Source organism: Roseovarius sp. YIN77, assembly GCF_057219155.1.
Map to the genome: position 1 here is coordinate 19,305 of NZ_JBXVVI010000019.1, position 12,900 is coordinate 32,204.

Annotated in this window: 12 protein-coding genes; 7 read left to right on the plus strand and 5 right to left on the minus strand. The window is 54.3% G+C overall.

Going from position 1 to position 12,900, the window contains the following annotated elements; translation table 11 throughout:
* The first annotated feature begins 112 nt into the window (after nucleotides 1–112).
* From AC2D8P_RS13930 to AC2D8P_RS13960, 7 genes are all read left to right on the plus strand, one after another.
* Nucleotides 113–1,045: a sugar ABC transporter substrate-binding protein gene (locus AC2D8P_RS13930; protein WP_484703396.1), complete on the plus strand. Its 933-nt coding sequence runs from the start codon at nucleotides 113–115 to the stop codon at nucleotides 1,043–1,045.
* Nucleotides 1,046–1,114: 69 nt separating this feature from the next.
* The gene (locus AC2D8P_RS13935; RefSeq protein WP_484703397.1) at nucleotides 1,115–2,221 is read left to right on the plus strand and encodes an ABC transporter permease; all 1,107 of its coding nucleotides are present in this window, start codon (nucleotides 1,115–1,117) and stop codon (nucleotides 2,219–2,221) included.
* 1 nt (nucleotide 2,222) lies between these two features.
* Nucleotides 2,223–3,002 (plus strand): ATP-binding cassette domain-containing protein, encoded by a 780-nt coding sequence (locus AC2D8P_RS13940; protein ID WP_484703398.1) that lies wholly within the window; start codon nucleotides 2,223–2,225, stop codon nucleotides 3,000–3,002.
* Nucleotides 3,003–3,503: 501 nt separating this feature from the next.
* On the plus strand, nucleotides 3,504–4,523 hold the full coding sequence (locus tag AC2D8P_RS13945) for a putative 2-aminoethylphosphonate ABC transporter substrate-binding protein (RefSeq protein ID WP_484703399.1): 1,020 nt from the start codon (nucleotides 3,504–3,506) through the stop codon (nucleotides 4,521–4,523).
* A gap of 69 nt (nucleotides 4,524–4,592) precedes the next feature.
* Nucleotides 4,593–5,756, plus strand: coding sequence for a putative 2-aminoethylphosphonate ABC transporter ATP-binding protein (locus AC2D8P_RS13950; protein ID WP_484703400.1), 1,164 nt, complete (start codon nucleotides 4,593–4,595; stop codon nucleotides 5,754–5,756).
* A 5-nt stretch (nucleotides 5,757–5,761) separates the two neighbouring features.
* Entirely contained in the window at nucleotides 5,762–7,777 is a 2,016-nt protein-coding gene (locus AC2D8P_RS13955) for a putative 2-aminoethylphosphonate ABC transporter permease subunit (RefSeq protein ID WP_484703402.1), read from the plus strand.
* A gap of 206 nt (nucleotides 7,778–7,983) precedes the next feature.
* On the plus strand, nucleotides 7,984–9,351 hold the full coding sequence (locus AC2D8P_RS13960) for a sulfatase-like hydrolase/transferase (protein WP_484703403.1): 1,368 nt from the start codon (nucleotides 7,984–7,986) through the stop codon (nucleotides 9,349–9,351).
* Between the two features lie 16 nt (nucleotides 9,352–9,367).
* Here the strand turns inward: AC2D8P_RS13960 and AC2D8P_RS13965 are convergent, their stop codons facing one another.
* From AC2D8P_RS13965 to AC2D8P_RS13985, 5 genes are all read right to left on the minus strand, one after another.
* Nucleotides 9,368–10,201 carry a sulfotransferase gene (locus tag AC2D8P_RS13965; protein WP_484703404.1) on the minus strand — a complete coding sequence of 278 codons (834 nt, stop codon included), beginning with the start codon at nucleotides 10,199–10,201 and terminating at the stop codon, nucleotides 9,368–9,370.
* A gap of 82 nt (nucleotides 10,202–10,283) precedes the next feature.
* Nucleotides 10,284–11,375 carry an alpha-hydroxy acid oxidase gene (locus AC2D8P_RS13970; RefSeq protein ID WP_484703405.1) on the minus strand — a complete coding sequence of 364 codons (1,092 nt, stop codon included), beginning with the start codon at nucleotides 11,373–11,375 and terminating at the stop codon, nucleotides 10,284–10,286.
* Nucleotides 11,376–11,378: 3 nt separating this feature from the next.
* On the minus strand, nucleotides 11,379–11,933 hold the full coding sequence (gene comE / locus AC2D8P_RS13975) for a sulfopyruvate decarboxylase subunit beta (RefSeq protein ID WP_484703406.1): 555 nt from the start codon (nucleotides 11,931–11,933) through the stop codon (nucleotides 11,379–11,381).
* Nucleotides 11,930–12,436, minus strand: a complete 507-nt coding sequence (locus AC2D8P_RS13980; RefSeq protein WP_484703407.1) for a sulfopyruvate decarboxylase subunit alpha — start codon at nucleotides 12,434–12,436, stop codon at nucleotides 11,930–11,932. The genes comE and AC2D8P_RS13980 overlap by 4 nt, the downstream gene beginning before the upstream one ends.
* A gap of 50 nt (nucleotides 12,437–12,486) precedes the next feature.
* Nucleotides 12,487–12,894, minus strand: a complete 408-nt coding sequence (locus tag AC2D8P_RS13985) for a universal stress protein (RefSeq protein ID WP_484703408.1) — start codon at nucleotides 12,892–12,894, stop codon at nucleotides 12,487–12,489.
* Nucleotides 12,895–12,900 lie beyond the last annotated feature (6 nt).

Sequence of the window (12,900 nt, forward strand, 5' to 3'; positions counted from 1 at the left end):
AGTATTCACTTTCAAAATGATTTTTGCAACCGGTTGCAAAATGAATGGATTCGTGCTTTGTTAGCCGCGTTAGCGCCATCACAAGGCGCAGGCACAGAATTTGGGAGGATCCATGAACACTTTTCTGAAAACAACTTTGGCCGCCGCTGCAACATCTGCCGCGCTAGCCACTTCTGCGCTGGCGGCGGACATCATCGTTGTCAGCCATGGTCAGGCCTCTGACCCGTTTTGGTCGGTCGTGAAAAACGGTGTGGAACGCGCCGCGCAGGACACCGGCGCCAATGTCGAATACCGGGCACCCGAAACCTTTGACATGGTCGCGATGAGCCAGTTGATCGACGCGGCCGTCAACCAGGAACCTGACGGGCTGATCGTTTCGATTCCGGATGCAGACGCATTGGGCCCATCGATAGAGAAAGCCGTCGCCGCAGGCATTCCGGTGATCTCTATGAACTCTGGCGGAGACGCTGGTAAAGCGCTTGGCGTTCTGCTGCATGTTGGTCAGTCTGAATATGACGCTGGTAAAGCGGCTGGCGCAAAAATGGCCGATCTTGGCGGGACCAAGGCGATCTGCATCAACCACGAGGTTGGCAACGTATCGCTGGATGATCGCTGTGCAGGCTTTACTGAAGGCTTCGGTGGTGAAGTGACTGTTCTGCCAACCAACAATGACCCGTCCGAGATTGAGGCCAAAGTCAAAGCATCGCTGGATTCCGATCCTGACGTGGACACCGTGATCGCACTGGGTGCATCGCTTGCGGGTGAGCCTACGGTCGCCGCCGTTGCTGCGGTCGGCCGCTCAGGTGATGTGCGGGTTGGATCTTTCGACCTGTCAGGTGGTTTCCTGCAATCTGTTGCGGATGGCGATGCAGCATTTGCCATCGACCAGCAACAGTATCTGCAAGGCTACCTGCCGGTTGCTTTCCTGGCGCTGCATGCTGAATACGGCCTGATGCCCGGTGGCGATGTTCCGTCTGGCCCGAACCTGATCACATCAGACAAGGCTGCACAGGTGATTGATCTGTCATCCAAAGGCATCCGCTGATCTGACATAAATCGATTGCGGGGCGTGTGCGATCCGCGCACGCCCCTTTTTATAAAACTGGAGGGCACCATGGCGACCGATAATTCCGCTGCCATTGATGAACGCATAAAAGACGAATCCTTCATGACCCGCATGATGAAGCGCCCGGAACTTGGCGCGATTGCAGGGGTCATCCTGGTCACACTGTTCTTTCTGATCACCGCCGACGGGGCGATGTTCACACTGGCTGGCTTCATGAACTTCATGTCACCTGCCGCGCAGCTGGGCATTTTGGCGATTGGCGCCGCGCTGTTGATGATTGGTGGGGAATTTGACCTGTCTCTGGGCTCCATGATCGCCTTTACCGGTTTGTTCTTCGGGGCCTGTGTGGTGACTGTTGGCCTGCCGCTGATTTTTGCCATTCCTTTGACCTTGGCTTTCGCCGCATTGGTCGGGACATTTAACGGCCAGATCGTTCTGCGCACGGGGCTTCCCAGCTTCATCGTGACGCTGGCGTTCTTGTTCATCTTCCGCGGCCTGTCACTGGTTGGTCTAAAACTGGCAACAGGTGGTTCCACCCAGTTGCGCGGTGTTCGCGATGCGACGGAAAATGATTTCCTGACCCCCTTCTTTTCGGGTGAGGCCTTCCCGGGTCTGTTTCGCTGGTTGGCCGATGCCGGCATGATCGACACGTTCAAAAACGGCACCCCCAAAGTTCAGGGCATTCCCGTTGAAATTCTGTGGTTCATCGTGGTCGCACTCATCGCCACCTATGTGCTTTTGAAAACCCCGTTCGGAAACTGGATCTTTGCCTCTGGTGGGGATGCAAATGCCGCATCCAACTCTGGTGTGCCGGTGCGTCGGGTCAAAACCATCCTCTTTATCATCACCGCCTGTTGCGCCGGCCTTGTGGCCATCATCACGGTGCTGGACAGCGGATCAACCGATGCGCGTCGCGGGTTCCAGAAAGAGTTTGAGGCCATTATCGCCGCTGTCATCGGGGGCTGCCTGCTGACCGGTGGGTATGGGTCTGCGATCGGGGCGTTCTTTGGTTCTATTATCTTTGGCATGGTGCTGATCGGATTGACCTACACCAATATCGATCAGGATTGGTATCTGGTGTTCTTGGGCGGCATGCTCTTGGTGGCTGTTCTCTTCAACAACATGATCCGCAAACGTGTAACGGGGGAACGCTGATATGTCTGATCCAATCATCCATATGGAAAAAATCGAAAAGCATTTCGGCAATGTCATCGCGTTGGCCGGGGTCAGTTTCGATGTGCGCGCTGGCGAGTGTCATTGCCTGTTGGGCGACAATGGCGCGGGCAAATCCACGTTTATCAAAACTATGTCAGGCGTTCACAAACCCACGAAGGGAGAGATCTTTTTCGAAGGATCTCCACTCAGCTTTGACAGCCCCCGCGATTCGATGGAGGCAGGCATCGCCACTGTCTATCAGGACTTGGCGATGATCCCTTTGATGTCGGTAACGCGCAACTTCTTCATGGGGCGCGAACCGACCACAGGACGCGGACTGATGAAGCGTTTCGATGTGGAGGCCGCCAATAAGATCACGATCGAGGAAATGCGCAAAATGGGCATCAACCTGCGTGGGCCAGATCAGGCTGTTGGCACCTTGTCCGGCGGCGAACGGCAAACCGTGGCCATCGCACGGGCGGTCTATTTCGGGGCCAAAGTTCTGATTTTGGACGAACCGACATCCGCACTTGGTGTGCGCCAGACGTCTAACGTTTTGGCAACTATCGACCGGGTGCGCAAACAGGGCATTGGCGTGGTGTTCATCACCCACAATGTGCGTCACGCGCTGGCCGTGGGGGACCGGTTTACCGTGCTCAATCGCGGCAAGACGCTGGGCACCGCCAAACGCGGTGAAATCACGCCCGAAGAGCTGCAGGATCTGATGGCCGGTGGTCAGGAACTGGCCTCTCTGGAAGGCAGCTTGGGCGGCACCATCTAAGCCAAGATGTGGCATCCGAGAGCAAAAAAAACGGGCGCCTGAGCGCCCGTTTTTATTTGCCTGGTCAAACGACTGTGGATCAGGTCGATGAACTGCTGGACCACGTAAGCCGAACATTTCAAATCGCGAACAATTCGCGAAGAACTTTGACCAATCAGATCGCCTGATTGGTCAAAAATTTCCCGTCACCAACAGTGCCAATCCCCGAAAAGTATTCTAGGATTGTCGGAAAGGTGCGAATTGGCTTTGAGAGCTCATTTTAGAATGCAGACCACACTGCAGCGCGAAGCAATCGAGATAGTTTATTTATTATAATTAAAAAACTGATACTTACAGAATTTTTTAAACCACCTTGGTACAATTATATCTATAAATATTTCCTATGGATGTGTAAATATTATCAATTTTTCTTCGGAAAAATTTCTGTCAGTGTTCACACAGCTGTCATGTCCCAACAATAAATCATCCGCTGATGGACATGACTCGCACAGAGGAGGAATTATGAAACACATCAGCAAACTTGCAGCTTGCGCAGCGCTGTCAGCGATTGCCACAACGGCGGCTGCACAAACCGAATTGACCGTCTACACCGCGGTCGAGGCCGAAGATCTGGCGCGCTACGCAGAGGCGTTCAACGCAGAACATCCCGACATCACAATTAACTGGGTTCGCGATTCCACCGGGATCATCACGGCAAAGCTGCTGGCCGAACGTGACAACCCGCAAGCCGATGTTGTCTGGGGGCTGGCGGCGACGTCGCTATTGCTTCTGAAATCCGAAGGCATGCTAGAAGCCTACGCGCCGGAAGGTGTCGAGGCGCTTGATCCGAAATTCGTCGATGGCGGCGATGTTCCCAGCTGGGTTGGGATGGATGCCTGGGTGGCCTCTGTCTGCTACAATACAGTCGAGTCCGAAAAACTGGGCCTGACCCCCCCGACATCCTGGCAGGACCTGACCGATCCTCAGTACGAGGGCCACGTGATCATGCCGAACCCGAACTCATCTGGCACCGGCTTTCTGGATGTGTCCAGCTGGCTGCAAATGTTTGGCGAGGACGGCGGCTGGGCCTATATGGACGCGCTGCACAGCAATATCGCTCGTTACACCCATTCCGGCTCCAAACCCTGCAAACTTGCTGCCGCTGGTGAGATTCCGATCGGTATTTCCTTTGCCTTCCGCGGCGCGAAATCCAAGGCCGCTGGCGCGCCGCTGGACATCATTGTTCCAAGCGAGGGCGTAGGTTGGGATATGGAAGCAACCGCAATTGTGGCTGGCACCGATGATCTTGATGCAGCTCAGGCACTGGTTGATTTCTCGATCACCCGCGGTGCCATGGAGATGTACAATGTCGGTTACGCCGTTGTCGCCATGCCCGGTGTTGCCAAGCCGGTTGAGCATTTCCCCGAAGGTCTGCTCGATGCGATGATCGAGAACGACTTTGAGTTTGCTGCCAACAATCGCGCGGCCATTCTGAAAGAATGGGCCGATCGTTACGACGGCAAGTCTGAACCCAAGAGCTAATCTCCCGTACCTGTGGGGGGCTTTCGGGCCCCCTTCTTTTCTGGCGCCGATAGCCGCGCAGGACATGAAATGCTCCATCAACAACTGACCACAAGGACGATCCCCGTGACCGAGGCGACCGCCACCCCTGACTTGTATCTGAGCATCAACAATCTCTGGAAGGCTTTCGGAGATTTCCTCGCGCTCAAAAACATCTCGCTCGATATCAACGAGCGTGAATTCATCTGCTTTCTCGGCCCATCAGGTTGTGGGAAAACCACGCTTCTGCGGGCCATCGCAGGGCTTGATCTGCCCACCAAGGGCTCTGTCATGCAAGCTGGTAAAGATGTCACCAACCTGCCGCCATCCGAGCGGGACTTTGGCATTGTGTTTCAGTCTTACGCCCTGTTTCCAAACCTGACGATTGAAAAAAACATTGCATTCGGTCTGGAAAATACCGGCCGCAGCAAGTCAGAAATTGCCGTGCGCGTGGCCGAGTTGCTGGCCCTTGTCGGCCTGCCCGAGCAGGGCAAGAAATACCCGGCACAACTGTCTGGCGGGCAACAACAGCGGATCGCACTGGCCCGCGCGATTGCCACCAATCCCGGGCTGTTGCTGCTCGATGAACCGCTATCCGCGCTTGACGCCAAGGTCCGCGTCCATCTGCGCCACGAGATCAAAGAACTGCAACGCAAACTGGGTGTGACCACCGTCATGGTGACCCACGATCAAGAAGAGGCGCTGGCCATGGCCGACCGCATTGTGGTGATGAACCACGGCGTGATCGAACAGGTTGGCTCCCCGACTGAGGTCTACCGCAATCCGGCCTCTTTGTTCGTGGCTGATTTTATCGGCGAGATGAACCAAATCCCAGCCCTTGCCGGGGCTTCTGACAAGGTTCAGATCGGTGGATCTACCTTGAAAAGCAAGCACCATGAATTCAAACCCGGTGACCGGGTGATTGCGGCCATCCGACCCGAAGATGTGATCCCCCATGGTGAGGGCGCCCGCTCCCCCGGTGCCCCCGACGAAGTCACAACGCCTGAAAATGCTTTTGAGGTTACGGTTGCCGAAATGGAATTTTTGGGGTCCTTCTGGCGCTGCCGCCTGACACATCAGATTTTCGGTGACGCGGCATTGATCGCCGATTTCTCGATCAACGCCGTGCGTCGTCTGGAACTGGCCAACGGCAAGTCCATGACCATTGAACTGCCGCAAAACCGGCTGATGGCCTTTGCGCAGGCAGAGGGGTAAGGGCAATGGCCGACATATCCACAAACACGCTTCCTGACGGACCGATCATCAGGGGCAAACTCAGCCGAGATGACATTATCATGCGCTTAGGCATGCTGGTGATCGCGCTCTACTTGGTCGTCACCATGGTATTTCCGCTCTACGCCATGCTGTCCAAAAGCTTCTCGACCTACCAGTTTGATCTGTCTGCTTATGAGCTGCAGGTCAGTGATGAGGATGGCCGTTACAGTGGCGAAATTCTGACACCCGCCCAATTGAACACCGAACTTCAAATTCTGGCGGATCGTGACCTGACCGCGGGATCGGACAGCCGCATGGGCCTGACCCAGCTCTTCCCCGATTTCAGCTTCCGTAGTCCGGTCATGTACCAAATCAGAAACACCACGGAAACCGGGCGGTTTCTGGTCGGGTCTGAGCTTAAGACCGGAACCGGCTGGCTGGAACTGGACAGCAACACTTTTCGACGCGTGCAGATGCGCCCGGTCAAGGAACGTGGGCTGGGCAACTTCGTGAGTTATTTCTCCACGCCGGCGCTGTTTAACTCGATCAAGAATTCATTGTGGATCTCAGTCATCAGCACGGTGATCACAGTTTCCCTCGCCTTTTGGTTTGCCTATGCGCTGAACCGCAGCTGTATGCGCTTCAAGGGGTTCTTCCGTCTGGTCGCCATGGCCCCAATTCTGGTGCCATCGCTATTACCGGGGATCGCACTGGTGTACCTTTTCGGCAATCAAGGCATGATCAAGGAGCTTCTGTTCGGCGCCAGTATTTATGGCCCGATCGGGATCGTGATCGGATCGGTCTTTTTCACTTTCCCGCATGCCTTCATCATCATCTCCACAGCGCTGGCAATCTCTGATGCGCGGCTCTACGAGGCGGCGGTCAGCCTGCGATCAACCCCATGGCGAACCTTCTGGACCGTAACGATCCCCGGCGCTCGCTATGGCCTGATCTCTGCCGCCTTTGTGGTGTTCAACCTGGTGATCACCGATTTTGGTTTGCCCAAAGTGATTGGCGGGCAGTTCAACGTGCTGGCGGTGGATATCTACAAACAGGTGATCGGCCAGCAAAACTTCGAAATGGGTGCTGTGGTGTCTGTTGTTCTGGTCATCCCGGCGATCCTGGCCTTTGGCATTGACCGGCTGGTGCAATCCAAACAGGTGGCGTTGTTGTCAGCGCGTTCTGTGCCCTATCAACCCAATCCAAACGCCAAAACCGACCGCATATTCCTGATTTACTGTACGGCTGTTGCCCTGTTCATTGTCGGCATTCTGGCGGTCTGCCAATTCGCCGCCCTGATCAAGTTCTGGCCCTATGACCTAAGTCTGAGCCTGAACAACTATGACTTCAACCGCATGGATGGCGGCGGTTGGGGATCTTACGCCAACTCGATCAAACTGGCACTTCTGACCGCCGTGATCGGCACATGTGTGGTATTCTTTGGTGCCTATCTGGTCGAAAAAACCAACGGGTTCCGAACCGGCCGCGCGGCGTTTCAGATGGTGGCGATGCTGCCCATGGCGATCCCGGGAATGGTATTGGGGCTGGCCTATATCTTCTTCTTCAACAACCCTTCCAACCCGCTGAACGCGATATACGGCACCATGGCCATCTTGGTGATCTGTACGGTGACGCACTTCTATACGGTATCTCACCTGACAGCGGTGACCGCGCTGAAACAAATGGACAGGGAATTTGAATCCGTCTCCGCCTCGCTGAAACAGCCGACACTGAAACTCTTCAGCCGCGTGACCGTGCCGGTCTGTCTGCCGGCGGTTCTGGATATCTCCATCTATCTCTTCGTCAACGCGATGACGACGGTATCAGCCGTGGTATTCCTTTATTCGCCCAAGACAACGCTGGCCTCGATTGCAGTCCTGAACATGGATGACGCTGGGGACATCGCGCCGGCAGCCGCGATGGGCATGATGATCTTCTACACTAACGCTGCGGCCCGGATCATTCACCTGCTGGTGACAAAAGGCGTCCTGAAACGCACCCAGGCTTGGCGGCTTCGCTAAGCCCAATCCCTCCCGCATTCCGTCAATTTTGGCCGGGATGTGGGACGTTTTGCTCCTGCCCTCGCACGATCCAAATCAGACACAAAACCACGTTTTATTCACGAATATCTTTGGTTATCTTGGTTCTGAGGGTCCTAAGCACAAAATTCGCGCCTCAGCCTCCAAAAGACGTCACATACAAACCAATAGCCATTGGATAACTACCGTTGATTGACAATGTTCTTTTCATCTCTATCGAGGATTTAAACGATTGGATTGAACCTCTTAACGGGCATCCTGATACACGCACACCCAATCTAACACGGCTGGCCAACAAATCGGTCGTATTCCAAAACGCCTACTCCCCTGCCCCGGCATGTTCACCTGCTCGGACCGCTGCACTGTTTGGCAGCTACCCGTGGACAACGGGCGTCTACGCCAATGAACACAAATGGCACGATTTTTTTGGCGCAGGAAAGCGGCAATCCTTAATCGGTCGTATAAAAGATGCGGGTTGGGACACGATTGGCGCCGGCAAAGTTTTTCACAACAAACCCCAACAATTTGATCATTCCGATTGGACAAAATATCGCGACGATCGGTTGGATTCGTTTCCACCTCAGTCCCAGTCGCAACGGAATTGGGCAATCGGATCAAATACAGATTGGGGGCCGGTGCCGGATGATGCGTTTCTATATGACGAACGCAACGCAAACTGGATGCTGAATCAGATTACACCAGGCGCGAAAGGCAAGTTTTGGGCGCTCGGCCTTTATCGACCGCATTTGCCGTTCATCGTGCAACAGAAATATTTTGACCGCTTTCCCGCGATTGTTGCCGACCCTCCCGGATTGGGACTCAATCAGTTTTCTGCACATAACACGCTCAGACAAGCCCCTCTGGGAACAGTTGCGACCCAAATGGCGGACAAATCCCGCAGATTGCGACGCGCCTTGGAACAATCTGGAGAATATAACAGCTTTGTTCGGTCATATCTGGCCTCCGTTAACTATGCCGATGAATTGCTAGGTCGTGTCATTGATAGGCTGGAGGAATGCAAGCTCTGGGATCGTACACTCATCATACTATGGTCCGACCACGGCTGGCAGTTCGGAGAAAAGCTAGCATTCAGGAAATTTACACTGTGGGAACGTGCTCTCAGGATCCCCTTGATGATTTCCGGATCGGCTATTCAGCCCAAATCTTGTCGTGCACCGGTCAGTTTGGTTGATATCGCCCCAACTTTGTTTGCCAAACTTGATCTCGATATCCCAAGCCAGTTTGAAGGACAGGATTTGTCGCCCGTATTGGATAATATTGGGGACCTAACCAGAGCATATGCACCTTCGGTTTGGGGAATGGGGTTTCACACGGGTCTACCCGAACTATCAGCCACCATCAGATCACAAGATCACCGATATATTCTCTATCATGATGGAAGTGAGGAATTGTACGACCATCGCATAGACCCTTGGGAGCACAGCAATCTTATTACCGGCCCGGCCGGATTTTCAGACAAAGTGCTCGACGAGATCAGAGAACAGCACCTAAACATGATGCCTTCAAATTTTTGCGATCCGGTTCAACCACAGTGAACGTGTGGTCTACTCTTTAGAGCAGTTCCATATCAGCACACCAGCTTGGTGGAAGGTTCGCGCCATACTGCGCATGACAGAACGTATATTGATCAGACAGAGCTCGCACCAACCGGCGTCGTTGCTCGCGGTTTAGATGATGCTTTGGGGAATCGTTAACCCTCTTGGTTAGATCAGGGCTCATAAATGGTATCCCGACAAATGCGCAGAACTTTTTGATCCCAGGCTCGGTCAGGAAATTCTCGAAAAACTCGATATGAACATTAGCACCAAACACATTTCGCAACCTCAAAATTGACGTTCGGTAGTCTGATCTAAACTTGAAATTTCGATCTGACAACGTCTGCGAAATAACCTGATCAGGGTTTTGGTTTTCCAGTAGCCCTGTATTGAACCGGACCTGAGACCAGAACCGATCAGCCGGATTTCGGAGAAGAAAGAATGGTCGAACATTGGGAAATTGCGCTTTGATTCTGGCCAGTTCTGCTTCAGGCAGCATGCTATAGGCCGGGGTCAGATCACAAAAATGAGTTTGCTCAGCCATCCGGGATGAGAAAAATTGTACGTATTTTTCAGTATCATGGCCAAATTCCAGACGCTCCGAGATATCTCGAACCCGCGCCTCGTCTTTCTGGACTTGAACCCGGTGCAAGGCAAGCTGCCGTTCAAAAAATGCTCTCGGCCAACTGCCGTTCTCGGGATAGTACCGAAAAAAATGCATCTCTTTGATCGACGAAACAAACACCTGCGGATGGCGACGCAGGTATTGCGCAACCCACGTCGTCCCCGACTTATGGGCGCCGAAACCAATGATCAAAGTGCGCGAAGCAAGAAACTCAGTCGGCGTCAATTTGACAAACTTTCTTCAGGTATACGCATCCTAACCGCATTTTGCTCCAACGCCACAGCACATTGCCCTAAGGAACAGTCGCTCATGCAACTGTGGTCTTCCCGATTTGTGCCATCGCAACGCTAAGCTCTTGGCTAATGACATCCCACAGCCTGTTCAGCCCCTCTTCTCCTGCTGCCGCGATGGCGAATTGCAGGATGCGGCCCAAAAACACGAAATCCGCGCGGGTTGTGAGGGCTTTCAGGACATCCTCGCCGGATCGGATGCCGCTGTCGTAAAACAATGGAAACTCCTCTCCCACTGCTGCACGAATATCGCTAAGACACTCAATCGGTGCCGGGGCGCTTTGCACTTGCCGTGCACCGTGGTTGGACACCTGTACCGCGTCCACCCCGGATGCTTTCAGACGGGCCGCGTCACCTGCATCCAATACCCCTTTGACCACCAGCTTGCCCTGCCAGATGTCGCGTAGTTTCTTTAGTGTCTCCCAATCTGCGCAGGCACGGCTTTCGGTGCGATCAAACGTAAAACCAGGTTTTTGAAAGTTTGCCATCTCCGGGCGACCCATCAGGAGCGTCGCAACTGACCAGCGTGGATGCATCGCAAAATCAAAAAACTGCCGGGGACCGATACGAAACGGCATGGTGAACCCGTGGCGCAGTTCGCGTGGGCGGCGACCGATTTCCGGCACATCGACAGTCAGGACGATGGTTTCATACCCGGCAGAGGCCGCCCGTTCGACCAGTTTGAATGTCCCGGACCCATCGCCACTGAAATAAAGCTGAAACCAAGCGTGGCCCTCTGCCTCTAGGATCAGATCTTCCATCGGAGTAGAAGCCACCGTCGACACCCCCAGTGGCACAGAGTGTTTCCCCGCCAGACGGGCCAGCATCATATCCGCCCCCGGCGCTGACAGGTTGCACATTCCCATCGGTGCAATGCCAAACGGCCGTCCGGCAGTTTGACCAAACAACGTGGTTTCCAGTGATCGCTGGCTGACGTCACGCAGTACCCGAGGCTGCAGGCATACCGCATCCAAAGCGGCCCGATTTCTGGCAGCACCTGTTTCGTTGCCCGCCGCCCCATCAATATAGTCAAACACCATCCACGGCAGGCGTCGCCGGGCCAGCCGGCGCGCGTCTTCACTGGAATGGATCTGCGCCGCCCGCGACACGGATCAGGCCTGTACCGCTTTCATGAAACGATCCCTGATCACGACAGGGTCCATGGTGATGACCGGCATCTTGGCATTGCCGCTTTCGCATTTGGCCACGATGATCGTCATTTGCCGTGCATCCAGCGCCTCTTGCAGCACCCGGCCTGTGTCTTCCGCCCGACACTCGATCACCCGCTCACAGCCACAGGCCTGCGCCACTTTGGCCAAGGAGGTTTTCTGCCCCGCATAGGTCGGTTGATCCCCGGTGGAGCCATAAGACCCATTGTCAATAATCAGCAGGATATAGTTATCCGCCACGTTGTTAGCGATGGTTGGCAATGTGCCCAGATTGGTCAGGACCGATCCATCCCCATCAATGGCAATCACCGGTTTGGGCTGCGCCAGCGCCAACCCCAATCCAATGGAGGACGACAATCCCATCGTACCCAACATGTAGAAATTACTGGGCTGATCATCGATTGCGTGAAGTTCCTGGCTGGGAATACCAATATTGCAGACCACCAGCTGGTGACGCAGGATCGGGGCGATTTCTTTCAGAATTTCAGAACGGATCATTGGTCGCCATAGCCTCCCCAAAAATTGGCATCGGTCAGAATGGCGACCGGTTTGTTGCACATGAACGTGTATTTCAGGATGTTATCCAATTCCTCGACATCCTTCTGCCAATGGAAATGGAAGGTCGGGATGTTCAACTGCGCCAAAAGCGCCTTGGTATGCACGGCCATTTCCACCTGGCAGGCCACCGGTTCACGCAACTCCCCGCGATAGGAAATCAACATCGGCAGCGGCATCCGGTAATATTGTATCAGCGTTGCCAAAGTGTTGATCGTCACGCCGATCGCGGTGTTCTGCATGATGATGGCCGGACGCTTGCCCCCCATCCAGGCACCTGCACACAGCCCCATGCCCTCATCCTCTTTGTTCGACGGAATGTGAAAAACCTCATCCCGTTGATCAATCTCTTCGATAACACCGGCCAGTTGTTTGCACGGCACCGTGGTTACAAAAGAAATCTCATTTGCGACCAGATCATCCGTGATCTTCTTGTCTAAATTCATAGTATCCCGCTTTCAGCTTTGGCGACGTGACCGCCATTTCAATTTCTTGCTTATGCGCGAAGCACATGCACAGCACATCCGGCATGCCGCACAACGCGCGCTGCAGTGGATCCCAGCAGGTAATCACGCAGACCGGGCTTGTGTGATCCAACGACAATACAGTCGACATTATTATCGTCTGCATAGTCGATAATGGTACGTGCCGTGTGCCCCTTGGCCATGATAGCGGTCACGCCTTCGGCCCCCGCGATCTTATTCTGCAGCCGTTCACGTGCAGTCTCGTATCCGGCCTTCACCGCCTCCTCATCCAGATAAACACTCACCGATGCCTGCGGTGCCTCATAGACATGCAAAGCGATGATTTCACCGCCATCGCTGATCAATGCTTTCGCAACTTCCATCGTCTGCGGTGAAATTCCATGGTCCAGGGCCATCGGGACAAGTACTTTGCTATACACAAGAAT